The 22,195-nt window shown below is 57.1% G+C and carries 17 protein-coding genes; 2 read left to right on the plus strand and 15 right to left on the minus strand.

Annotation, left to right across the window (positions count from 1 at the left end; translation table 11 throughout):
• Positions 1-38: 38 nt before the first annotated feature.
• The 7 genes from ispG to AC6I8C_RS14130 form a co-directional block, all read right to left on the minus strand.
• Complete coding sequence (ispG, locus tag AC6I8C_RS14100; protein WP_003848692.1) at positions 39-1,160, minus strand: flavodoxin-dependent (E)-4-hydroxy-3-methylbut-2-enyl-diphosphate synthase; 1,122 nt, start codon at positions 1,158-1,160, stop codon at positions 39-41.
• A gap of 37 nt (positions 1,161-1,197) precedes the next feature.
• Positions 1,198-2,211, minus strand: a complete 1,014-nt coding sequence (rodZ, locus tag AC6I8C_RS14105) for a cytoskeleton protein RodZ (RefSeq protein WP_033733527.1) — start codon at positions 2,209-2,211, stop codon at positions 1,198-1,200.
• On the minus strand, positions 2,201-2,935 hold the full coding sequence (gene pilW, locus AC6I8C_RS14110; protein ID WP_497822850.1) for a type IV pilus biogenesis/stability protein PilW: 735 nt from the start codon (positions 2,933-2,935) through the stop codon (positions 2,201-2,203). Before pilW ends, rodZ begins: the two co-directional genes overlap by 11 nt.
• Positions 2,936-3,015: 80 nt before the next feature.
• Entirely contained in the window at positions 3,016-4,185 is a 1,170-nt protein-coding gene (gene rlmN, locus AC6I8C_RS14115; RefSeq protein ID WP_497822851.1) for a dual-specificity RNA methyltransferase RlmN, read from the minus strand.
• A 186-nt stretch (positions 4,186-4,371) separates the two neighbouring features.
• Complete coding sequence (gene ndk, locus AC6I8C_RS14120) at positions 4,372-4,803, minus strand: nucleoside-diphosphate kinase (protein ID WP_003848684.1); 432 nt, start codon at positions 4,801-4,803, stop codon at positions 4,372-4,374.
• A 175-nt stretch (positions 4,804-4,978) separates the two neighbouring features.
• Positions 4,979-7,303 carry a peptidoglycan glycosyltransferase PbpC gene (gene pbpC, locus AC6I8C_RS14125; RefSeq protein ID WP_497822852.1) on the minus strand — a complete coding sequence of 775 codons (2,325 nt, stop codon included), beginning with the start codon at positions 7,301-7,303 and terminating at the stop codon, positions 4,979-4,981.
• A gap of 12 nt (positions 7,304-7,315) precedes the next feature.
• The gene (locus tag AC6I8C_RS14130) at positions 7,316-12,208 is read right to left on the minus strand and encodes an alpha-2-macroglobulin family protein (protein ID WP_497822853.1); all 4,893 of its coding nucleotides are present in this window, start codon (positions 12,206-12,208) and stop codon (positions 7,316-7,318) included.
• 146 nt (positions 12,209-12,354) lie between these two features.
• On the opposite strand from AC6I8C_RS14130, the gene sseA reads away from it, so the two are divergent.
• Positions 12,355-13,197 carry a 3-mercaptopyruvate sulfurtransferase gene (gene sseA / locus AC6I8C_RS14135; protein ID WP_497822854.1) on the plus strand — a complete coding sequence of 281 codons (843 nt, stop codon included), beginning with the start codon at positions 12,355-12,357 and terminating at the stop codon, positions 13,195-13,197.
• A 271-nt stretch (positions 13,198-13,468) separates the two neighbouring features.
• Here sseA and sseB read toward each other — a convergent pair whose 3' ends face one another.
• The 5 genes from sseB to trmJ form a co-directional block, all read right to left on the minus strand.
• Entirely contained in the window at positions 13,469-14,233 is a 765-nt protein-coding gene (gene sseB / locus AC6I8C_RS14140; protein WP_033733530.1) for an enhanced serine sensitivity protein SseB, read from the minus strand.
• A 46-nt stretch (positions 14,234-14,279) separates the two neighbouring features.
• Positions 14,280-15,566, minus strand: a complete 1,287-nt coding sequence (gene pepB / locus AC6I8C_RS14145; RefSeq protein ID WP_497822855.1) for an aminopeptidase PepB — start codon at positions 15,564-15,566, stop codon at positions 14,280-14,282.
• A 159-nt stretch (positions 15,567-15,725) separates the two neighbouring features.
• Entirely contained in the window at positions 15,726-16,886 is a 1,161-nt protein-coding gene (locus AC6I8C_RS14150; protein WP_497822856.1) for an IscS subfamily cysteine desulfurase, read from the minus strand.
• An 88-nt stretch (positions 16,887-16,974) separates the two neighbouring features.
• Complete coding sequence (iscR, locus tag AC6I8C_RS14155) at positions 16,975-17,472, minus strand: Fe-S cluster assembly transcriptional regulator IscR (RefSeq protein ID WP_013358736.1); 498 nt, start codon at positions 17,470-17,472, stop codon at positions 16,975-16,977.
• A 130-nt stretch (positions 17,473-17,602) separates the two neighbouring features.
• Positions 17,603-18,355, minus strand: a complete 753-nt coding sequence (gene trmJ / locus AC6I8C_RS14160) for a tRNA (cytosine(32)/uridine(32)-2'-O)-methyltransferase TrmJ (RefSeq protein WP_497822857.1) — start codon at positions 18,353-18,355, stop codon at positions 17,603-17,605.
• A gap of 132 nt (positions 18,356-18,487) precedes the next feature.
• On the opposite strand from trmJ, the gene suhB reads away from it, so the two are divergent.
• The gene (gene suhB / locus AC6I8C_RS14165; protein WP_013358738.1) at positions 18,488-19,291 is read left to right on the plus strand and encodes an inositol-1-monophosphatase; all 804 of its coding nucleotides are present in this window, start codon (positions 18,488-18,490) and stop codon (positions 19,289-19,291) included.
• A 62-nt stretch (positions 19,292-19,353) separates the two neighbouring features.
• On the opposite strand, the gene AC6I8C_RS14170 is transcribed toward suhB, so the two are convergent.
• The 3 genes from AC6I8C_RS14170 to AC6I8C_RS14180 form a co-directional block, all read right to left on the minus strand.
• Positions 19,354-20,367, minus strand: a complete 1,014-nt coding sequence (locus AC6I8C_RS14170; protein ID WP_013358739.1) for a TIGR04086 family membrane protein — start codon at positions 20,365-20,367, stop codon at positions 19,354-19,356.
• Positions 20,368-20,571: 204 nt separating this feature from the next.
• Complete coding sequence (locus AC6I8C_RS14175; protein WP_497822858.1) at positions 20,572-21,546, minus strand: nickel/cobalt transporter; 975 nt, start codon at positions 21,544-21,546, stop codon at positions 20,572-20,574.
• Entirely contained in the window at positions 21,537-22,163 is a 627-nt protein-coding gene (locus AC6I8C_RS14180; RefSeq protein WP_497822859.1) for a DUF1007 family protein, read from the minus strand. Before AC6I8C_RS14180 ends, AC6I8C_RS14175 begins: the two co-directional genes overlap by 10 nt.
• Positions 22,164-22,195: the final 32 nt, after the last annotated feature.

Consider the following 22,195-nt stretch of genomic DNA (forward strand, 5'->3'; position numbering starts at 1 on the left):
TCAGTCAAAAAAGTCACGTACACAGGCCGCGCACGCCATTATTTTTCCAGATGCTGCACATCAATACGGCGGCTGGCATCCAGCATCGACGCTTTGGCACGAATGCGCGCTTCCAGCTGATCGATCATGTCATTGTTGTCGAGACGATCGCGCTGACGCACACCATCTTCGTAGAAACCACTCTTCTTGCTGCCGCCGGTAACGCCCAGCGTAGAGAGGGTCGCTTCGCCGGGTCCGTTGACTACACAGCCGATAATCGACACATCCATCGGCGTGATGAGATCTTCCAGACGCTGCTCCAGCGCGTTGACCGTGCCGATAACGTCAAACTCCTGACGTGAGCAGGTCGGACAGGCGATGAAGTTGATACCACGAGAGCGAATGCGTAGTGACTTCAGGATATCAAAACCGACTTTCACTTCTTCAACCGGATCGGCCGCCAGCGAGATGCGCAGCGTATCGCCGATACCTTCTGACAGCAGCAGCCCCAGGCCAATCGCTGATTTTACCGCGCCCGCACGCGCGCCACCCGCTTCGGTGATGCCGAGATGAAGGGGCTGTTCGATCTGTTTCGCCAGCAGACGATAAGATTCAACCGCGAGGAAGACGTCAGACGCTTTTACGCTGACTTTGAATTGATCGAAATTAAGGCGGTCGAGATGATCGACATGCCGCATAGCGGATTCCAGCAACGCCTGTGGCGTCGGCTCGCCATACTTTTCCTGCAGATCTTTTTCAAGCGAACCGGCGTTCACGCCAATTCGAATCGGAATATTATTGTCGCGTGCGCAGTCGACCACCATACGGATGCGCTCATTGTTCCCGATATTACCAGGATTGATGCGCAGGCAGTCGACGCCATATTCGGCGACTTTCAGGGCGATGCGGTAGTCAAAATGAATATCTGCAACCAGCGGGACGTTTACCTGCTGTTTGATCAGTCTGAATGCTTCTGCGGCATCCATGGTAGGCACCGAGATACGCACGATGTCGACACCGACGCGCTCAAGGGCTTTGATCTGATTTACCGTCGCTTCCACGTCAGTGGTGCGGGTGTTGGTCATCGACTGTACGGCGATTGGCGCGCCGTCACCGACCGGCACCTTGCCGACGTAAATGCGTTTGGATTTACGGCGGATAATGGGTGCTTCGTTATGCATATTTCTTCTCCACAATTGCCCGGTACGCGATACGCTGTTATTGCGCACCCAACGTCAGGCGAGCAACCTGGTTATTACGGATAAAACGGCTTAAATCAACGGGCTGATTCTGATATTGCACCTGAACCGCGGAAGGCGCGCCAATTTTCAGACGATACGGAGGCGTTCCTGCGAGGCTGAGTTTACCACCACTGCGCTGAATACCGCTGAACAGTTTTTTGCCAGTCGCATCGCTCACTTCCAGCCAGCAGTCGGCGTTAAAGGTCATGACCACTGCGTTAGGGTCAGCAGCCGGTTCACTGACTGCGGCTGCGCCTACTGGCATCTGAGGTGCCGTGCTGGTACCGGACTGGGTGGCTGCAGGGGCAGCCGCCGTATTTTCCACAGGTGCCTGACTCGGCGACACCACCGCATTGCTGTTGGTGTCCTGCTGTGCGGCAGTCGCGCTATTGCTGGCGCTGGCGGCCGGAGCCGCACTCGCTGGCGTGCTGGCCACGCTGTTACTGGTAGTGGTATTACTTTCGTCAGGTGCTGCTGGGGCCGTGCTGTCACCGCTGGATTCACCCAGCGGAATCGACTGGCCATTGTCGCCGCTACTGCTGTTCTGATCGGTCATCGGCACCAGGTCATCCTGCGACGCCTTATGGTTCTGCCACCACCAGGCGCCGGTCAGCCCCACTACCACAAACACCACCAGCCAGGTGAAAATCATCAGCCAGCCGTCGCGTTTTTTGCGGCGCTTACCCAGTGAGAAACTTTGCATCGGTTCGATTTTTGCAGCCCGAACCGGTGTCTGTTTCGCCATCATTGGCAGCAGTTCCTCCTCAGGAATGTGCACCAGACGCGCGTAAGAGCGAATATAGCCGCGCAGGAACGTAGAGGCTAAATCGGCAGGCGATTTGTCTTCCTCAATATCACGCACGGTAGAGAGTTTCAGGCACAGGCGCTCAGCGACGTTCTGCTGCGTCAGCCCCATCTGCTCACGGGCCAGACGCAGGCGTTCACCTGTTGAATGTAATGCAGAGTTTTCTTGAGTGGCTTCAGTATTCATTAGCTAAATAACGCTGGTACTGTATCGATTGCGGAAAACGTCGCGCTAACTGGTCGCCATAACGTGAAACGTCAGCGGCATTTCCCTGTAGCGCGGCGAAACGTAAGTGTAACGCCAGACTTCGTGCCGTTTCGGGCAACTGTTGCTGGTAAACGTCGAGCAAAACCTGCACCTTAGCCAGCTGGTTATCTGCCATCAGCTTTTCAGCTTCCGACAGCAGCGAATCCGCTTTGCGTCTGTCGGCCTCAAGGGCCTGGCGTAACGTCCTGCGGGCAGCGGCAACATCGCCCGCCTGCAGATAACAAAACCCTGCCAGTTCACGCGCGTCATTGCGTGCATCAAACTGAGGTGCAGCGCCTGCCCGACTAAACTGTTGATGCGCTTCGTCATACTGCCTTAAAGCGCAGAGAAACGCACCGTAATTGTTAGCAACAAAACCATTATCCGGGGCCTGCTGCTGTGCCAGTATAAACCGTGCCTGCGCCGCTGTCTGATTACCCTGCTGCTGCGCCAGCCGTGCCAGTGCAAGCGTGACCCGGTAGTCTTCGGGCGCGGCGGCCTGTGCACGCAGAAAGTTTCGCTCAGCTGCGGCATAGTCTCCACCGGCCAGATAGTGCATCCCTAACTGCAGACGCACCTCTTCAGCGCCGGGTTCATACGGCTGGCTGACACACCCGCTTACAACAAACAGCGCCAGTAAAATTGCAGGTAATCCGTTACGCATAATCGTTTCCATCCGGTTGACGTTGACAGGCTGCAGCCTGCCACGCGTCATCACTTCAGGAAACGCACTCTGTCACTCTTCTAGAGAGCCTTCACAGATATGGCTTCACCCGCCATTTTTTTACGCAGCGTTCGCTTGGTACGGTCAATCACTTCTCCGGCTAACTGACCACAGGCGGCATCAATATCGTCGCCACGGGTTTTACGCACGATGGTGGTAAAACCATAATCCATCAGCACCTTGGAGAAACGATCGATGCGGCTGTTTGAGCTACGACCATACGGCGCGCCCGGGAAGGGGTTCCACGGAATCAGGTTGATTTTACACGGTGTTTCTTTCAGTAATGCGGCAAGCTCATGCGCATCGTCGGTGCTGTCGTTGACATGATCCAGCAACACGTACTCAATGGTCACACGTCCCTGATTGGCGTTGGATTTACCAATGTAGCGTTTCACCGCCGCCAGGAAGGTTTCGATATTGTACTTTTTGTTGATTGGCACGATGTCATCGCGCAGCTTATCATTCGGCGCATGCAGGGAAATGGCCAGCGCGACGTCAATCATATCGCCCAGTTTATCCAGCGCAGGAACGACACCTGAAGTAGAGAGGGTCACGCGACGCTTCGAAAGACCAAAACCGAAGTCATCCAGCATGATTTCCATCGCCGGGACCACGTTATTGAGGTTGAGCAGCGGCTCACCCATGCCCATCATCACCACGTTGGTGATAGGACGCTGGCCGGTGATTTTCGCTGCGCCGACAATTTTCGCCGCACGCCACACCTGACCAATAATTTCTGACACCCGCAGGTTACGGTTAAAGCCCTGCTGTGCGGTCGAACAGAATTTACACTCCAGCGCACACCCCACCTGTGACGAAACACAGAGCGTAGCGCGGTCGCCTTCCGGGATATAGACCGTTTCCACCAGCTGGTCACCGACACGAATGGCCCATTTAATGGTGCCGTCGGTAGAGCGCATCTCTTCCGCCACTTCTGGCGCGCGGATCTCCGTCAGCTCCATCAGCCGGTTACGCAGCTTTTTGTTGATGTCGGTCATCTGCTCGAAGTCATCACAGCAGTAGTGATAAATCCACTTCATGACCTGATCGGCGCGGAACGGCTTTTCACCCAGCGACAGGAAGAATTCGCGCATCTGCTGACGGTTGAGATCCAGCAGGTTGATTTTCTGGCTTTTGGGGGAGACGACAATAGGGGATGTGGACGCGGACGTCACAATCTGTTCGGACATAATATTCTCTGGCCTCGTTGTTACACGTTATGGCGCTGTTCAGGGATAGGTGAAAAAATTGCGCCTTCATTAAGCGATGTCAATGAAGGCGCAATATTGTACAACATCTGCGGCCTGATAACAGGCGGGAGTGACCTCCCCTACGCAGATTTTTGTAAAGCCGCTGTAACGTTTATCGCCAGGCGATTAACGGGTACGTGGGCAGATTTCGTTTTCGCCGAAGAAATAAGCGATTTCGCGGGCAGCGGATTCAGCAGAATCTGAACCGTGGGTCGCGTTTTCGGTGAAGCTGTCAGCGTAGTCAGCACGCAGTGTGCCAGCCAGTGCGTTTGCCGGGTTAGTGGCACCCATCAGGTCACGGTGACGCTGAACGGCATTTTCACCTTCCAGCACGGAAACAACAACCGGGCCAGAGGTCATGAATTCAACCAGACCATCGAAGAATGGCTTGCCCTGGTGCTCAGCGTAAAAGCCTTCAGCCTGCTCTTTGCTCAGCTGCAGCATTTTTGCGCCAACGATTTTGAAGCCTGCGCTTTCAAAACGGTTGTAGATAGCACCAATCACATTTTTAGCGACGGCGTTTGGCTTGATGATAGAAAAAGTACGTTCGATTGCCATGATGACCTCTGTCTTGACGTTCTGAAGAAACCGGTAGCGTCCGCCCCGGTTAAGAAACGGCGCCGATTATAGGGGCTGAGTCCGGCATTGCCTACCAGAGATCCCTGATTTGTTGAAAATTCTTGATCTGAGTCGAAGCAGAAGCGCAACGGTTATGATTTAGCGCAGAAAAGCGTCAGCCCCGACTAAAAGTGACCGAGACAAGCTGACCCTCTTCATCCATCACCACCAGCTGATACTCGCCCGGATGATCGAGATGCAGCAACATCTCTGCGGCATTTTGCGTTATGAGAGGCTGACCATTCAGGAACCACCAGCGCTGCGTACCCTGCCCGCCCTGCACCGCGACCGGGATCGCCAGCGCACTGTTGCCCGGCAGCGGCTTAACGATTTGCCCCTCAATGACGCCGGTAATGATCAGCGGTGCACTGCTGCCCTGCTGTAGCGGTGGACAGTGCGTATTAACAGATGGCAGACGCTGCGCCCGCCGCTCCTGAGGCGGCAGCCAGGCTTCCAGCGGCAGCGGCCAGACCAGCCTTTCGTGACGGGTGGCGCCGGGACAGTCGGCAGCAACGCGCAGCCCCTGCGCATTCTGCCAGTAACTCAGGCGTAATCCGCTGAGGCTCTCCTGGCCGGGTGCCAGCAGCGTTGGCGGCAGCGTATCCGAAGCAACCCAGCTTTGCCGCCGCTGACGACAGTTTTCATCTCCGGCGGGCAGCGGCTGACCACCAGGCCAGCAGATGGTCGCGACCGTGACCGAGGCCGGACGCGGATCGCCTTGCACGTCACGCCTGCCGAGACGGCTCATCAGCACGCTGTTAATCTGATTCATGATCGGCACGGCTGAGGCAAAACCAAACTGGCCGGCAACCGGCGTCGCATCAGGTCGTCCGACCCAGACGCCAATCAGATAGCGGGGATTGATACCCACCGACCAGGCGTCACGATAGCCGTAACTGGTACCGGTCTTCCAAGCCAGCGGCACCACATCGGGTACGCTGCCGTTGCCTGCGGGCTGCGCTTCCCCCGCCAGGATACGCCGGATGATCCACGCTGATTCCTTTGATAGCAGCGGTCGCTGCTGCAACGGTTGATCGGGCGTCCAGCGTAGCTGAGCGGCATTGCCGTGGCGGGCAAAGGCGCTGTAGGCCGCGACAATTTCATCCATGCGCGCCCCGGTGCCGCCAAGAATCAATGAAAGATTGGGTTCAGCACCAGGCGGAAAACGTAAATTCAGACCCACATTGCGCAGACGCGCCGCGACGTTTTTCGGCCCCAGCGCCTCCAGCAGCTGAACGGCCGGCAGATTCAGGGAGCGCACCAGCGCATCGCTGGCGCTGACAGGTCCGTGAAAGCCGGTGTCAAAGTTGCCGGGCCGGTAATCACCAAAGCGACGCGGCACATCCTGCAGCAGCGATTCGGCATGAATCAGTCCCTCGTCCAGCGCCATGCCGTAGATAAAGGGTTTTAACACCGAACCTGGCGAGCGCACGCTGGCGATCATATCCACATGACCAAAACGGCTGTCATCGGTAAAGTCGGCCGATCCGACATAGCCGCGAACGGCCATGGTGGTGTGATCCACCACCAGCATCGCCAGCGAGGTGCGCGGCGGCAGCTGGTTTTTAACGTTCAGCGCCAGGCTTTCCAGTTCGCGCTGCAGTGAAGGATCGAGCGTGGAAACAATCTTATCGCTGCGGCTGATCGACAGCAGCCGCCGGGCCAGCAGCGGTGCCATCTGCGGCATCTGTCGCGGCGGCAGCCACACCGGCTCCTGACGGATTTCCGCCACCTGTTCCGCGGACCAGATGCGGTATTCCGCCAGCCGATCCAGCACTTTATTGCGAGCGGCTTCCGCCCGCTCCGGCCAGCGATCGGGCCGCAGACGGCTGGGTGCCTGCGGCAACACGGCAAGCAGCGCCGCCTCACCCGGCGTCAGCTGTGACGGGGCTTTGCCCAGCCAGCTCCAGCTTGCCGCGCCCACCCCTTCCAGCGTACCGCCAAAGGGCGCACGATTAAGATAGAGCGTCAGGATGTCTCGTTTGGAAAGATGCCACTCCAGCTGTAGCGCACGCCACGCCTGAATCATCTTGCCCCGCAACGTGCGGGGTTGCGGGTCGACAAGGCGTGCCACCTGCATGGTCAGGGTGCTGCCGCCGGAAATCACACTCTGATGACGCAGATCCTGCCAGGCCGCGCGCACCAGCGCCAGGGGATTGATGCCGGGGTGATACCAGAACCAGCGATCTTCGTAGGTGAGCAGCGCCTGCAGATAGGCCGGTGCCACCTCCTCTGGAGTGACCGGATAGCGCCAGATGCCCTTGCTGTCAGCGAAGCGCCACAGCGGCGTACCGTCGCTGGCGACAATGACCCGCGCAGGCTGCACCTGTTTAAGCGGCAGCGGGAACAACCGATCCAGTCCCCACGTCACCAGCCATAAAGCCAGAAAAAAAAGCGGCAGCGCGAGCCACCACTTTTTAAGGTTGCGAGGTTTTAACACGCGTCGCGTCACTTACTGGATATGCAGCTGCGGCGGCGTACTGCCGGTAGCGCGCCACTCCGGCACATACATCGACTCGACCTGGGGAGGCGGCACCAGGAAGCGACCCGGCGTAACCGCCCGCGCCAGATAGACCAGCGTTGCGGGACGATAAGTATCCACGGCCAGTGCCGCGACAAAGCGATCGTCGCGGAACTCAATGTGCTTAATGTCAGCCTGCTGCATATCGCCCATGCTCTCTTTCAGCGCATCCGCACTGTCACCGAGGCTGGCGCTGCTGTCGGCCAGATTCTGGTTTTCCAGCTCCAGACCGGCAGGCAGCAGATCCACCACCAGCGCATCGCTGATGCTGCGTTTCGACGAAACGGTCAGACGTACCGCCAGCAACTCCCCGCTGCGCAGATTGCTGAGATCGGCGGCTTTGCCATCCAGGGTAAAGTATTCACGTTTTATCCCGAGCACATTGCTCTCCGGCTGCGGGGCGGTCAGCGGATAGCCTGTCACATCCAGACGACCATACAGCGGCGCACTGCCCGGATTACGGATGGCTAAGCCCTGCAACAGGCGGTCAGCAGAAAGCCCTTTATTCAGTGGCGCATCGCCCTGCAGCGGTTCTGGATTGCCCGACAATAGCGCCTGCCAGCTGCCGCCCTGCACACGTTGCAGAGTGTGAGCTGCCAGATAAAGTGCGTTATTTTCCTGAGTCGAGAACCAGCGTTTGCCATTGACCTCTTTGGACAGCGACAGCAGCAGACTGTTTTGCACATCCGGCTGCAGCTTATTTTCCGCCAGCAACGCAATCATCATCCCCTGATCACGTACCGTACTGCCGTAGTCGCCATACCACTCTTTATCCGAACGCGTCAGCGTAGCTCCCTGCATGATCGCCTGCTGTGCACGCTGTCCGTCACCCATCAGCTTCAGCGCGACGCCAAGCTGCATCAGTGCCAGGCCGGAACGGGACTTCTCACGTTGCTGATACAAGGCGCGCAGCGCACCCAGCGGGGCATGTTGCTGACGCGCCAGCACCAGCCCGGCGTAAGCCTGTACGCTGAACTGCAGCGCGGCATTGTTATCACCGCCGCCGCTGATCTGCGAGGGATCCTGCAGATAGCGCAGCAGCCGGGCGTTAGCGCGCTCCACCACATTATCCGGCAGCGCATAGCCCGCCTCGCTGGCGCGCAGCAGGAAGTCCGTCACGTAAGGCGTCAGCCAGAACTCCTCTTCACTCTGTTTATCCCACAGCCCGAAGCTGCCGTTAGCGCGCTGCATGCCCGCCAGACGAGCGATGCCGGTGTCGACCGCGGCCCGTCGTGCTTCATCGCTGCTGGTTTTAATGCCCATCGCGGTCAGCTCAGCATGACTGGTATAAAGCGAAGGCCAGAGTCCGCTGCTGGTCTGTTCCAGGCAGCCGTAGGGATAGGCGTAAAGCGCACTGATATAGCTGGCGATATTCAGCGGCGGACGATTGCTCAGCGTCAGCTGTCCGCTCAGGGTTTGTGCATCCAGCCCCGTCAGCGCCGCCGCCGCGATCTCCCAGGGCTGATCGGGATTGATTACGGCATCAAAGTTCAGCGTCTGCGCCGGATAAGGCGGTCTGACACCAATTTTCCACTGCTGTCTGCCGGGCTTCACCTGCTCACCCGGCAGGTTCAGACCGGAAATCTGTACGGTAATCTCGCCATCACCAAAGCCGGTTTTCGCCGTAACCGGAATCTGTAAGGTGGTGCGTGCACCTTTAGCCAGCGTCACATTCTGGCTGGCAGCACCGGCCAGATCCACCAGGCCACTGCTGGACAGTTCCACCTTCAGGGTTTGCGGTAGATCGGTCAGGTTAGTGAGATCCAGCGCCAGTGATGCGGCATCGCCGCTGGCAAGGAAACGTGGGGTAGCCAGTTCGCTGATCAGCGGCGCCGCGACCACCAGTTTGCGCTCTGCAGAACCGAAGCTGTCATCGCTCCAGGCCTGGGTCATCAGCCGGAGTTCACCATTAAAGGCCGGGATCGGCAGCGTAATCGACCCGTTGCCCGCTTTATCCAGCGTCACCGCCTGTAACTGCTGCGCGACGATATTGACGTGCGTCACCGGTTTTTTACCGCCGCGCGTCATCGATTCATCCTCGCCATCACCACCAAAACGCAGCGCCGCCAGCCGGCCACCGCCTTCGATCAGCTGACCAAATACATCGTACTGATCGACGTTGTAGCGTTTACGGCCAAAGAAAGCCTGCCACGGATCGGGCGTTTTAAAATCCGTTACGCTCAGTACGCCACTGTCCACGGCTGACAGCAGCACATTCACTTTTTCTGGCAGCGGACCGCCGTCACGACTGGCGTGAACGTTAACCGTCAGGCGTTGCTCAGGACGGATTTTATCGGGTGCCGCAAGCGTCAGGTTTAAGCGACGTGCTTCGGTCGCCATCGGCAGGTGCAACAGCCCTACCGCGCGTTTGGGTGTGGCACCACTGACTTTATCGCCATCACGCACCACAATAGCGCTGAAGTAGAGATCGTGACGCCGCCAGCTCTCAGCCACCGGCACATCCACCGTTGTGCCGCCCTTTGGCACGGTCAGCGGCTGCCACCAGAGCGTGCCGCTGCTCGACTCCACCATCAGGTAGCCTTTACCGGCAGCCGGTGATTCGACCTGCAGGTGCACGGTGTCGCCCGGCTGGTAAGCCGCTTTATCCAGCTTCAGCCTGACCTGATCCGGACGCAATGCGCCCGTGCCGTTGGTATTGTCCTGCCAGTCATAACCGGCCTGGAACCGCACGCTGCTGACGATCTTCTCGCCCGCCTGCACTTCCAGCCGGTAGTGGCCCCACTCAACCGGGAAGCTGACTTTAGTGCTGCCGTCAGCCGGGATTGAGATGGCACGCTCATCTTCCTGCAGATCCTTGTCGCCGTACTGCGACTGCCAGCCTTCGCTGTCAGAGAAGCTCCAGTAGTAATCACGGCGCTCACGGATCAGGCGCACGTCCAGCTTGTCTGCCGCCAGTTTCCTGCCCTGACTGTTGGCATAGACAATGTCGAATTCGGCCAGGCTCTCTTCCGGCACGGTAGGCTCATCGTGATAGCGGTCACTGCGGTAGTCATAAACCGCCTTATTACCGAACAGCGGCCGGATACCCGGCAGGGCGTCAGCGGGCCAGATAGCCTGGGTAGCGCGACGTGTGACCGGTCGACCGCCGGTTTCCAGCAGGCTGGCCTGCAGGATCAGGTTAAGCGGGGAGTGCAGCTGATCCCACTGATTCTCTACCGTAAGCTGCGCTTTACCGCTGGCATCGAGCTTGAGGTCCACTTCATCCAGCGTGCGCTTTAATCCCTCTTCGGTGATGTCACCAAACTGGTAGCCCGGCAGTGCAGCCACGGCTTCACGAGCCGGTCGCAGATAGAGTTGCCCCTGTAAGGTGTTCCCGGCAGCTGGCGCACCATAGAGGTAACGTCCTTCAATACCGAACGCAACGCTGGCATCAGCAGGCTGCGGCTGAGGATCATTTTTCAGGGTTAACGCCATGCGCTCCGGCAGGAAATCCTCGACGTGAAACTTCCACTCACGCTTAAGGTTATCGCCGGTATTGAGCCGCAGCATCCAGTCGCCGGTCATGGCGGACGCGGGCAGTGCCAGTCGCTGCTGATAGAGTCCCGCTTCTGGCTGCCAGACAAAGGTCCGCATCACCTGGCCGTCAGGCTGCACCAGTTCTGCTTTAATCGGCTGGGCGGGCAACGGATGTCCGTCGGCATCGCGCAGCAGCGCATTGACGATGACGATTTCGCCGGGACGGTAGATATCGCGCGGGCCAAAGACAAACAGCTGTTTGTCATAGCCCTGCGGCCCGGCTACCGGAAACTCAGCGAGATCCAGCGCCGGACGCGCCAGATCGATCAGCGAGGTCTGTTCACCCTGCACGGCCAGCAGGAGCTTGCCTTTTTCGTCCGCTTTCAGGCGCAGATGACCGGTGCTGTCACTGGTGTCGCTCTGCAGCACCTGCCCTTTCTCATCCAGCAACCTGACGCTGACGCCGGAAAACGGCTGGCCGTTTGCCAGGCTCTGGGCGAAGAGTTCGAACTGAGTCGGGAAGCGGTGCAGTGACAGGCCAATATCGCTCAGAGTGAAGAGCGTGGCGGGCTGGCTGTAGTGATAAGTCCCGGCCTGCTTCATGACGGCCAGATAGACGCCGGGCTGCTGAAGCGCGGTAATGTCACTCATCGGCAGCTGCAGTTTTTCACGGGTGTTTCGCGCCGGATTAAGCTCAAAGCGTCCGGTGTAGACCAGCTGGCTGCTTTTCAGCAGATCCTGTGACTGCCAGCTGGAGAGGTTATTGCCGTAATTCCACTGCGAGAGAAACTGGGCCAGGCCAGCATTCTTAATGCGGAAAAAATCGACATCGACCTGGTTAACATTCAGCGCCAGCACTGGCAGGCCCTGGGTGATACGCAGCGGCAGCAGTGAGCCACGACTGGCGAACCCCACCATCGGCTGGATATCGCTGGACGCGATTTTTTTACTGTAATCGGTGGCGAGCGTCTCACCGCTGGCCGCACGCAGTCCCGCATCCACCGTAACGGTGAAGTGGCGCGATGGCTCGGGATGACGGAAGCGCAACGTTTTGCGGTTAGCGGAAAGCTCCCAGCCGCCATCCACCCGACCCTGTTTGTCGTCGGTCAGCCTGACTTTCTGCGCGATATCCTGTTTGTCATCCAGCGGCTGACTGAAGGTTAAAACCAGGGCAGCGGCACCGTCGATCTGCAGTTCTGAGAGGTCGATAATCGTCAGCGGTTTGCTGACATGTTTGGTTGCGGGTGCCTCTGCCGCCTGGAGAGGCAGAACAGGTAACAGGGTCGCTGACAGCAGCGAGCCACCGATCAGCATGCTGAGCAGCAGCCGGGTAGTGCGTTTCTTCATGGTAGTTCCTTCACCGGGACGCAGGGAGTGTCGTTTGATTACGCTGCGCAATTTCATATCAATGCTCGCATTTAATCAACGCTTCTCTTGAGATGGTGCGCACATTCCCTGACACTGGTATGACAGATTGCTGAGATGAGGTTGTTATGACGACGCCACTGTTTGTGTCCGCCGACTGGTTACAAGAACACTACAACGATGAGCGGCTTCAGGTGCTGGATGCCCGTATGCTGCCACCCGGAATGGAAGCGGTTCGCGATGTCCAGGCTGAATATCTGGCGGGTCATTTACCCGACGCGCCTTACTTTGATATTGAAGCGCTCTCCGATCACACCAGCCCTTATCCGCATATGCTGCCGCGCGCCGAGACTTTTGCCGTCGCGATGCGCGAGCTGGGCGTGAGCAGTGATAAGCATCTGGTGGTCTATGACGAGGGCAACCTCTTTTCCGCACCTCGCGCCTGGTGGATGCTGAAGACCTTTGGCGTGGCGCAGGTGTCGATTCTGGCCGGTGGTTTGCACGGCTGGAAAGAGGCGGGTTTTGCGCTGGCAACCGGCAACGTGAATCTGCCGGAAGGTGAGTTTGAAGCGCACGCGGATGAAAGCCGGGTTAAACGCCTGACGGACGTACTGCTGATCAGCCATGAAGGCGGCACACAGATTGTTGATGCGCGTGCCGCTAATCGCTTTAACGCTGAAGTGGACGAACCGCGTCCCGGCCTGCATCGCGGACATATTCCCAACAGCCTGAACGTGCCGTGGAATACGCTGGTTGAGCAGGGAAAACTGAAACCGGAAGCGGAACTGCGCAGGCTGTTTGCTGACGCAGGCGTCGATATTACCCAGCCGGTGGTCGCCAGCTGTGGCTCTGGCGTGACGGCGGTGGTATTGATTCTGGCGCTGACGGCGCTGGGCGCTCGGGATGTCACGCTGTATGACGGGTCCTGGGGCGAATGGGGCAGTCGCGACGACTTACCGATTGCGAAATAAAAAACAGGCGGCTGATAAGCCGCCTGTTTTTTTGATAATGCCTGGTTCGTTCAGCTGTAATACCGACGCTGCACAGGAAACAGGGTCAGATCGGAAAGTCGCTTAAGCCAATCCCTGGCCGCTCGGCCCGCGCCGTCCATGGCGCGGGACGCTTTCCTCTTCTGACCCTGTGCCCTGCGCGTTAAGCTTATTCGTTGCGGCCAGATTCACTCTGATTCGGGATTATCAACTGTCTGAGGCGACCTATGAGCCGCCTGTTTTTTTAAGTGAATCAGATAATCCGCTCACTGCCCTTGAAGTCACGCAGGAAACTGCCCCAGCGACGTTCATAAAATGGCGTGATGTGGGCGGTAAAGAAGTGGCTGATGCCACGGTCCTGCAGCGTGACTTCACAGATATCAATCGGTGCATCGTCCGGCAGCGTGTCCGTTGCCACACTGCCCGCCGCCTGAATAATCGCCTCAATGTTGCTGTCCGCTTCAATACCAATCAGCAGATTGGGCGCTTCGTCTGCCCGCTCACGAATGCTGGCGATAAACGCCCGACGCACCTGCTTATGCTTACTGAACAGCTGCGTCAGCGAATCGATCATCTGCGCAGGCGGCTCGGCCACTTCAGACAACAGCAGGGACTGTCCGCCTTCCAGCACGGTTTGCTGGCTTAGCGCACTGCCCTCTTCAGCCAGCAGATGGGTGATTTCGGCTGCAGTGAACTCTTTACCGGAAGGCAGTTTGGGATTGAGAAACAGCGTCTCGCCGCGTGTAATCTCAAACAGCGTCCGGACCGGCAGACGCAGCCAGGACTGCTCACCGCTCACCGCTTCACTCATCGCCTCTTCCGAGGTGAAAAAAGGAATGATGCTGCTGCCATCCTCTTTTTCCCAGTGCTGCAGATCAACGGGCGTGCTGGCATCAAGCTGTTGCGTGGTGCTTTCGCCTGGAACAAAGACATCAGACTCCAGCAGCAGTTGAAAAAATTCGGGCCGATGGGCAGGCTCGGTGGCTGCCAGCTTCAGCACCTCTTCAAGACGGTTCATAGTTTCCCTCTGAACAGCGGCGGCATCCGCCACCGCTGAGCCCTTCTTATTTCAGTAACAGATTAGCGATGGTTCGCACGCCAAGACCTGTTGCACCCGCAGCCCATTGATCAACCGCCCCTTTACGATAGGTGGCGGAACAGTCGATGTGCAGCCAGCCCTGCTGATAGTTGCTCACGAAGTGAGACAGGAATGCTGCCGCACTGCTGGCGCCTGCCGCATGAGACGGGCTGGCGATGTTATTGAGATCGGCGAAGTTAGACGGCAGATGGCTGCGGTGGAATTCAGCCAGCGGCAGACGCCAGAAAGGCTCGTTCTCACTTACCGCGCTGCCCATCAGCGACTGCGCCATCACATCATCAAAGGTAAACAGCGCATGGTAATCGTTGCCCAGCGCCGTTTTAGCCGCGCCAGTCAGCGTGGCAGCATCGATGATCAGCGTCGGGTTCTGCTCGCTGGCGTCGATTAAACCGTCGGCCAGGACAAGGCGACCTTCCGCATCGGTGTTCATGACTTCCACCGATTTGCCGTTGCGATAGCGAATGATGTCGCCGAGCTTGAAGGCGTTGCTGCTGACCATGTTATCGGCACAGCAGAGGTAGAGTTTGACGCGCTTGTTCAGACCACGCGAAATCGCCATTGCCAGTGCGCCAGTAACGGTCGCCGCCCCGCCCATGTCAGACTTCATCGAGTCCATGAAGCTGCTCTGCTTCAAACTGTAGCCGCCGGTATCAAAGGTAATGCCTTTACCGACCAGACAGGCGTAGACCGGTGCATTCTCATCGCCGATTGGGTTGTAGTCGAGCGCCAGGTAAACCGGCGGGCGATTTGAACCCCGTCCCACCGTGTGCAGGCCCATATAGCCCTGAACGCGCAGATCGTCGCCTTTGGTAATGCGATAGCTGACGGCGCTGCCGCCTACTTCACTGATCAGATCGACGGCCGTATGCGCCAGCTGTTCCGGCCCCAGATCTTCTGCAGGCAGGTTAATCACGTTGCGGACCCAGTCGATGATTTTCAGACGGCGATCAAACTCCGCCTGCTCATGTTCGCCCAGCGCTGGCCACTCAACCTGACGCTGGCCTTTCGGGCCACGGAAGCCCTGCCAGAATGCCCAGCACTGCTCCAGGTGCCAGCCTTCGCCGGTCAGCGCCACGTGGCGGATGCCCTGGCTGTCGATTTTGTGCGCTGCACGCTGAATGGTATTCAGCGCATCCGTGCTGGTCAGATGCAGCGTCATGCCGCTGTCGTTGCTGCTCAGAATCGCTTTTTCGCCCCAGCGCGCATCGGCGGGCTGGCTGCTAAGCGTAATGTTCATGGGTTGTGTGGTCATCGAAAAGCTCCGTAATCGTTATCTGTTTCATCCAGCCTGATTGTTATGACGGCTTTAATAAGATGTTAAATGTATTTCGCAGAGACCTGATAACAGATTCCGCCGGACGTTGCCAGCGAAGCGCCCATATTGGCGCAGTTTCCGGACTATGACCGGGTATCAGGATTTCATTAAGGCCCGCAGCCGGGTCACCGACTTCTGCACCAGGGCAATGGCGTAGTCGATCTCTTCTTCGGTCGTGAAGCGTCCCAGCGAGAAGCGCAGCGAACTGTGCGCCAGCTCCTCACTTACGCCCAGCGCGCGTAAAACATAGGAAGGCTCCAGGCTGGCAGAGGTACAGGCCGAGCCGGAAGAGAGGGCCAGATCTTTCAGCGCCATGATCAGGGATTCACCCTCAATGTCAGCGAAACTGATGTTAAGAATGTTCGGCGCACGCTGATGCGGATCGCCATTGAGGGTCACATCCGGCAATCCGCTGATGCCCTGCCAGAGACGATCGCGCAGCGCCTGCAGACGCGCCATCTCAGTTTCGCGCTCTTCTGCCGCGATACGATAGGCCTCGCCCATACCGACAATCTGATGCACCGGCAGGGTGCCGGAGCGCATCCCCCGTTCATGCCCGCCGCCGTGGATTTGCGCGGCAATCTGCACGCGAGGTTTACGCCGCACATAGAGCGCACCGATGCCTTTCGGGCCATAGAGTTTGTGGGCCGAAAAGGACATCAAATCGACCGGTAACTGGCTGAGGTCGATGGGCAACTTACCCACGCTCTGGGTCGCATCCACATGAAACAGAATCTCACGCTCGCGGCAGAGCTCACCAAAGGCGGCGATATCCTGAACCACGCCGGTTTCATTATTGACGTGCATGAGTGTAACCAGAATGGTGTCATCGCGCAGCGCCGCACGCAGCTGTTCAGGCGAGACAATGCCGTTAGCTGCCGGCGTCAGATACGTGACGGTAAAGCCCTCGCGCTCCAGCTGCTGACAGCTGTCGAGCACCGCTTTATGTTCCGTCTGGCTGGTGATGATATGTTTGCCGCGCGCCTGATGGGCGTGGGCTGCGCCTTTAATCGCGAGGTTATCGGATTCGGTGGCGCCAGAGGTAAAGACGATTTCGCGCGGATCGGCGTTGACCAGTTCGGCGATCTGATTGCGGGCAACATCGACCGCTTCTTCAGACTGCCAGCCAAAACGGTGCGATCGCGAAGCCGGATTACCGAACGTGCCATCCAGCGTCAGAAACTGCATCATTTTGCTGGCTACACGCGGATCGGCCGGCGTGGTGGCGGCATAATCCAGGTAAATCGGTAATTTCATTGCGCTACAGCTCCGTATAGAAAATCATACGTCTTTATAGCAGATTCGGCCCTGACCGCGTTAGCAGTAAGGGCCGCAACAGCGGGGATTACGAGGCGCGCTGGTTGACGTTAATTTCCTGCGAACGCGGGCTCTGGAAGCGACGATTATCGATCGCATTCTGACGATCGGCCACATCCAGAATCTCCTGATTATTCACCAGCTCAGCCAGCGTAATATTGTTCAGGAAGTCACTGATACGCACGCTCAGATCGCGCCACAGCACGTGAGTCAGACAACGCTCACCGCCCTGGCAGCCTTCTTTGCCCTGGCATTTGGTGGCATCAACCGACTCATCAACCGCAGTGATCACTTCGCCGACAGAGATGGTGTCTGACGCTTTCCCCAACAGATAACCGCCACCCGGGCCACGAACGCTGGAAACCAGGTCGTTTTTACGCAGTCGGGAGAATAACTGCTCCAGATAGGAGAGCGAGATGCCCTGACGTTCTGAAATATCAGCCAGCGGGACCGGACCTTCATGGGAGTGAAGGGCAACGTCCAGCATTGCAGTAACGGCATAACGTCCTTTGGATGTCAGTCTCATAGCGTACGACCTCAATAGCGTCCGGTTATCGGAGGATTAGCAACAGATGCCATGAAGTCTGACATTCCCGAGTAAATTGGTCAACTATTTAACCTGGTAAATTAGTCAGGTATTTAACCTGGTAATTTACTCAACTATTATCTGCTTCTTTTTTCTCGTTTTTTCGCTTTTCAAACGACGAAAGCATACCGCGCAGGATGTTCAGTTCATCGCGTTCCGGACGGGCACGGGTATAAAGACGACGCAGTTTGCTCATCACCTGGCCTGGATTAGCTTCACGGATAAAGCCGCTGTTCAGCATCATCTGTTCCATGTGCTGATAGAAGCGCTCAAGGTCATCCACCAGCGGATAAGGCGATCCTTCAAACTTTGGCGACGGGCTGGCCTGCTCCTGCGACTGTAACCATGCCATGCGCACTTCATAGGCGATAATCTGTACTGCCATCGCCAGGTTCAGCGAGCTGTACTCCGGGTTAGCCTGAATCGCGACGTGATAATGACACTTCTGCAACTCTTCGTTGGTCAGGCCAACGCGTTCACGACCAAACACCAGTGCGACCGGTGCCTGCTGGCCCTCTTCCACACTTTTTACGCCGCATTCACGTGCATCCAGCATCGGCCAGGGCAGCGAACGTGAACGTGCGCTGGTACCGACCACCAGACTGCATCCGGCGATTGCCTCATCCAGTGAATCGACGATTTTTGCGTCGCCGATAACGTCACTGGCACCGGCGGCCAGAGAGATCGCCTGTGAGTCGGGTTTAACCAGCGGATTAACCAGATAGAGGTTGGTTAAGCCCATGGTTTTCATGGCGCGCGCAACGGAGCCCATGTTACCGGTGTGAGAAGTCTCGACCAGCACGATACGAATATTTTGCAACATGATTAGGGATACTCAGAAACGGGTCAGTAAAATCAGTGGAGAGAATCGTAACATAAAGCAGGACATTTACCGAACACGCTGCTATACTCCGCGCCGTTTTCCCCGTTCTTTAACATCCAGCGAGAGATACCGATGCATCCAATGCTCAACATTGCCGTGCGCGCAGCGCGCAAGGCCGGAAATTTAATTGCCAAATATTATGAAACCCCGGACGCCGTCGAAGCCAGCCAGAAAGGCAGCAACGACTTCGTAACCAATGTTGACCGCGAAGCAGAACGCCTGATTATCGAAATTATTCGTAAATCTTACCCGAAACATACCATCATCACTGAAGAAAGCGGTGAGCTGGCGGGCGAAGATCAGGATGTTCAATGGGTTATCGATCCGCTGGATGGCACCTCCAACTTCATCAAACGTCTGCCCCACTTTGCTGTTTCGATCGCTGTGCGCATCAAAGGCCGCACTGAAGTCGCCGTCGTTTACGATCCAATGCGCAATGAACTGTTCACCTCTTCACGTGGCCAGGGCGCTCAGCTGAATGGCTATCGCCTGCGTGGCAGCATTGCCCGCGATCTGGATGGCACCGTTCTGGCAACGGGCTTCCCGTTCAAAATGAAGCAGCACGCACCAGCTTACATGAACATCCTGACCAAACTCTTCACCCAGTGCGCTGACTTCCGTCGCACCGGTTCTGCTGCGCTGGATCTGGCCTATGTGGCTGCGGGTCGCGTAGATGGCTACTTTGAGATTGGCCTGAAGCCGTGGGATTTTGCGGCGGGTGAACTGCTGGTTCGTGAAGCGGGCGGTCTGGTCACTGACTTCACCGGTAACCACGGCTATCTGCTGTCAGGTAACCTGGTCGCGGGTAACCCGCGCGTGGTGAAGGCGATGCTGTCGAACATGCGTGATGAGCTGAGCGAAGCGTTAAAACGCTGAGTTTCAGTACAGAAAAAGGCGGCCTATCAGCCGCCTTTTTTATTGCCTGCTAATCATGATGATTAACGACGTTCGTGTGCCAGCACCTGACGGGGCTGAGTACGACGACCCACCATACCCATCACGCCAGCCAGTACGGCTTCAATGATCAGCAGAATCAGGGCATACCAGCTCGCTTTAGCGGTCGCAGCAGCGGCTTTTTCACCCGCTTCACGTGCTTTCTGCTCAGCCTGCTGTTTCAGTTCATTATACTTCTGGACAGCCTGCTGATAGCTCTGCTCGGTTTTTGCAACGATTTGATCCACTTCCTCATCGCTTTTACCGGTGCGCGCTTTAATGATATTTTTCAGTGCGTCACGATCGGCTGCCTGCAGGGTATCTGAATGACGATCCATCACACCTTTTACCCAGTTAGTCAGATCGGTATCGGCTGTCTGCGGATGGTTCGCAGTGTTGTTAGCCTGGTTTTCCGCATTCTGCGCTTCTTTATTTGCGTCCTGCTTCAGATTCTCTGGCTGTAATTCCGGCTTACCGGTCTGGCGTAATGTGGTTTCCAGTTCGTTCTGCAGGTTGTCTAAATTAATATTATTTTCCTGCAGCTTTTCTTTTGCCATTTGAGTGACCGAAGGCGCAGCGGCGGAAATACCACTACCCAGCGCCTGGAAGCCTGACCCCACAATATTCATCGCGCCACCTAATACGCTGGTTGCCAGCGCAATAGCCAGGTAAATAGTGAAAATTGTGCTAAGGCCAAACATCAGTAAACCGTGCAGTGCGCCTTCACGCTGTGCCAGTCGACCGGCAACATAACTACCCGCCGCCATCGCGACCAGCATTTCAATGGCTGTCCAGACCAGCGCGCCAGTACCAAGGCCGTCCAGCGGATTCTGTTCTTTCATCGGATCAATGGTGGTAGCACCAATGGCGGTTCCCAGCAGCGTCAGAATGATATGAACGATTAATGCACAAATTACACCGGCAAACACCGCGCTCCAGGAAATACGTTTTAACGGTAGTCCTGCCGGCCCGGTCGCCAGCGTTTCGGTGTAGCCATTATTAATACGGGTATCAGCCATGAAATATACTCCTCGCAATAAACAGAAAGCTGTTCTGATCTTTTATCATCCCGACGGCGGAATGCCGTTTTGGTATTAACAGCGTAGACAGGGAATAGTCATTTCTCCACTAAACTGCTCAGAGAAAAAAATAAAGAGATGAATTCAGAGATAATTAGCGAGGTAAGCATAACCGCGGGAATGTTATTCCCGCTGCGTTTATAGTCAGAAAGGTCGAATTCCGCCACCTGCCGTCAGCTGTGCTGACTGCCATAAGACGATACCCGCCACAATTAAAATCAGGCTGCCGGTTAAAGCCAGCGTTGGCATCAGTAGTCGCGAGATGCCTGAGACAGCACCAGGCTGTGCCAGCCGCTGCGCCACCGAGCGCGCCTGCTGAACCAGCAGGCCAATCGCCGAAATGGTCAGCGCCGTGCCGACCGCCATCACGGCAGCAGAGAGAATGCCCCAGCCATAAACACCAATCACTTTGGCAAACAGCAGCATCATAATCGCGCCGGAACAGGGACGTAATCCCATTGATACCACCACCAGCAGCTGGGTTTTCCAGCTAACGTTGCCGCTCATCTGCTGCGGCGTCGGCAGATGCGCATGTCCGCAGCCGCAATGCCCATCATGCTGATGGTGGGGCCGGAAGGCACGAAATACCGGAGCTGGACGCAATGCCCGCCACAGTGAACGCAGCGCCCGATAACCGATTATCACGCCCAGCCCGATCACCAGCAGATAACTGCCCTTCTCCAGCCAGAAACTGCTGAGATGCAGCTGGCGCGATGACGTTTTCAGTAGCACTAGCATCACCGTCACCAGCACAATGGCGACCGACCCCTGCAACAGCGAGGCGAGCAGCGTCAGCCTGATACTCGTTCTGACGCGGCTCGGATGAGTCGCCAGAAAGGTCGCGATCACGACTTTGCCGTGGCCCGGTCCCAGCGCGTGCAGCACGCCATAGAGCAGGCTGAATATCACCAGCGAGAGGCCAGCCTTGTTGGGCTGCTCCGCCACCTGTTGTAATAGCTGGGTCATCTGCCGGTGCAGATCTTTCTGCCATAACACGCTCTGCAGCAGAATCTGCGACCAGTAAAGCCAGACCAGTAATGCGCCGCCGATAAAGAGTCCCGCCAGCAACCACAGCGGCCAGAGCCGGGAAGCCCGCAGGGGGGCGGAGATTACTGACATGTCAGTACCACCGTTTGTGCGAACTGGCGACCTAAATCCATCTCCTCCGCAGGCGCATCGGCTTTATCCAGCGACAGCGCATACTGCTTCAGAGAGTCACTGGGTTTTGGTGTATTGAGCGCAAATTTACAGCGGGTCTGCAACGCCGGCGGCAGCGTTAACGCGCCGGGATTGTCATAGAACATATCGACGAAGTAAGTGGGATCGAAGGTCAGGATCTCAAAGCGCTGCCCGGCCAGCGTCGGGGGTTCCGCCAGCGGCAGAACAAATTCCAGTACCGCTTTGTGGCCGCTACGCGACAGATTGTATTCCGTTGGCAGATTCAAAAACTTTACCCGCTGTTGGTTATGCCAGATTTCAGAAAAGTAGTGCTGGCCCAGTACGTTCGCCATCACGCCCGCCGCCAGCTTTTTCCACACCACGCTGCCTGGCTTCGCCTCGCCGGCGTCATACAGCAGATCGGCGGAGGTAATCTCATCCATGGTCCAGGTCATCTTTAATCCAGTGAAGGTGTCACCCTGCACCACCAGTTCGGTTTTCATGTCGATGAAGCTGTGAGGATGGGCCAGCAGAGCCGGACTTAATACCATCAGTAAGGCAAAGAGTGCGCGTTTCATAATGTTATAAAGTAACGTTCCTGATGAAAAGA

The organism is Pantoea sp. X-Soil-YNGN-844 (assembly GCF_059730595.1).

Bases quoted from the DNA above. Each gene is read 5' to 3' on its own strand.
- ispG (WP_003848692.1), bottom strand. From the start codon at position 1,160: ATGCATAACGAAGCACCCATTATCCGCCGTAAATCCAAACGCATTTAC.
- sseB (WP_033733530.1), bottom strand. From the start codon at position 14,233: ATGAACCGTCTTGAAGAGGTGCTGAAGCTGGCAGCCACCGAGCCTGCC.
- AC6I8C_RS14150 (WP_497822856.1), bottom strand. From the start codon at position 16,886: ATGAAATTACCGATTTACCTGGATTATGCCGCCACCACGCCGGCCGAT.
- trmJ (WP_497822857.1), bottom strand. From the start codon at position 18,355: ATGTTGCAAAATATTCGTATCGTGCTGGTCGAGACTTCTCACACCGGT.
- iscR (WP_013358736.1), bottom strand. From the start codon at position 17,472: ATGAGACTGACATCCAAAGGACGTTATGCCGTTACTGCAATGCTGGAC.
- AC6I8C_RS14170 (WP_013358739.1), bottom strand. From the start codon at position 20,367: ATGGCTGATACCCGTATTAATAATGGCTACACCGAAACGCTGGCGACC.
- rodZ (WP_033733527.1), bottom strand. From the start codon at position 2,211: ATGAATACTGAAGCCACTCAAGAAAACTCTGCATTACATTCAACAGGT.
- suhB (WP_013358738.1), top strand. From the start codon at position 18,488: ATGCATCCAATGCTCAACATTGCCGTGCGCGCAGCGCGCAAGGCCGGA.
- ndk (WP_003848684.1), bottom strand. From the start codon at position 4,803: ATGGCAATCGAACGTACTTTTTCTATCATCAAGCCAAACGCCGTCGCT.
- AC6I8C_RS14130 (WP_497822853.1), bottom strand. From the start codon at position 12,208: ATGAAGAAACGCACTACCCGGCTGCTGCTCAGCATGCTGATCGGTGGC.
- AC6I8C_RS14180 (WP_497822859.1), bottom strand. From the start codon at position 22,163: ATGAAACGCGCACTCTTTGCCTTACTGATGGTATTAAGTCCGGCTCTG.
- pilW (WP_497822850.1), bottom strand. From the start codon at position 2,935: ATGCGTAACGGATTACCTGCAATTTTACTGGCGCTGTTTGTTGTAAGC.
- AC6I8C_RS14175 (WP_497822858.1), bottom strand. From the start codon at position 21,546: ATGTCAGTAATCTCCGCCCCCCTGCGGGCTTCCCGGCTCTGGCCGCTG.
- sseA (WP_497822854.1), top strand. From the start codon at position 12,355: ATGACGACGCCACTGTTTGTGTCCGCCGACTGGTTACAAGAACACTAC.
- rlmN (WP_497822851.1), bottom strand. From the start codon at position 4,185: ATGTCCGAACAGATTGTGACGTCCGCGTCCACATCCCCTATTGTCGTC.
- pepB (WP_497822855.1), bottom strand. From the start codon at position 15,566: ATGACCACACAACCCATGAACATTACGCTTAGCAGCCAGCCCGCCGAT.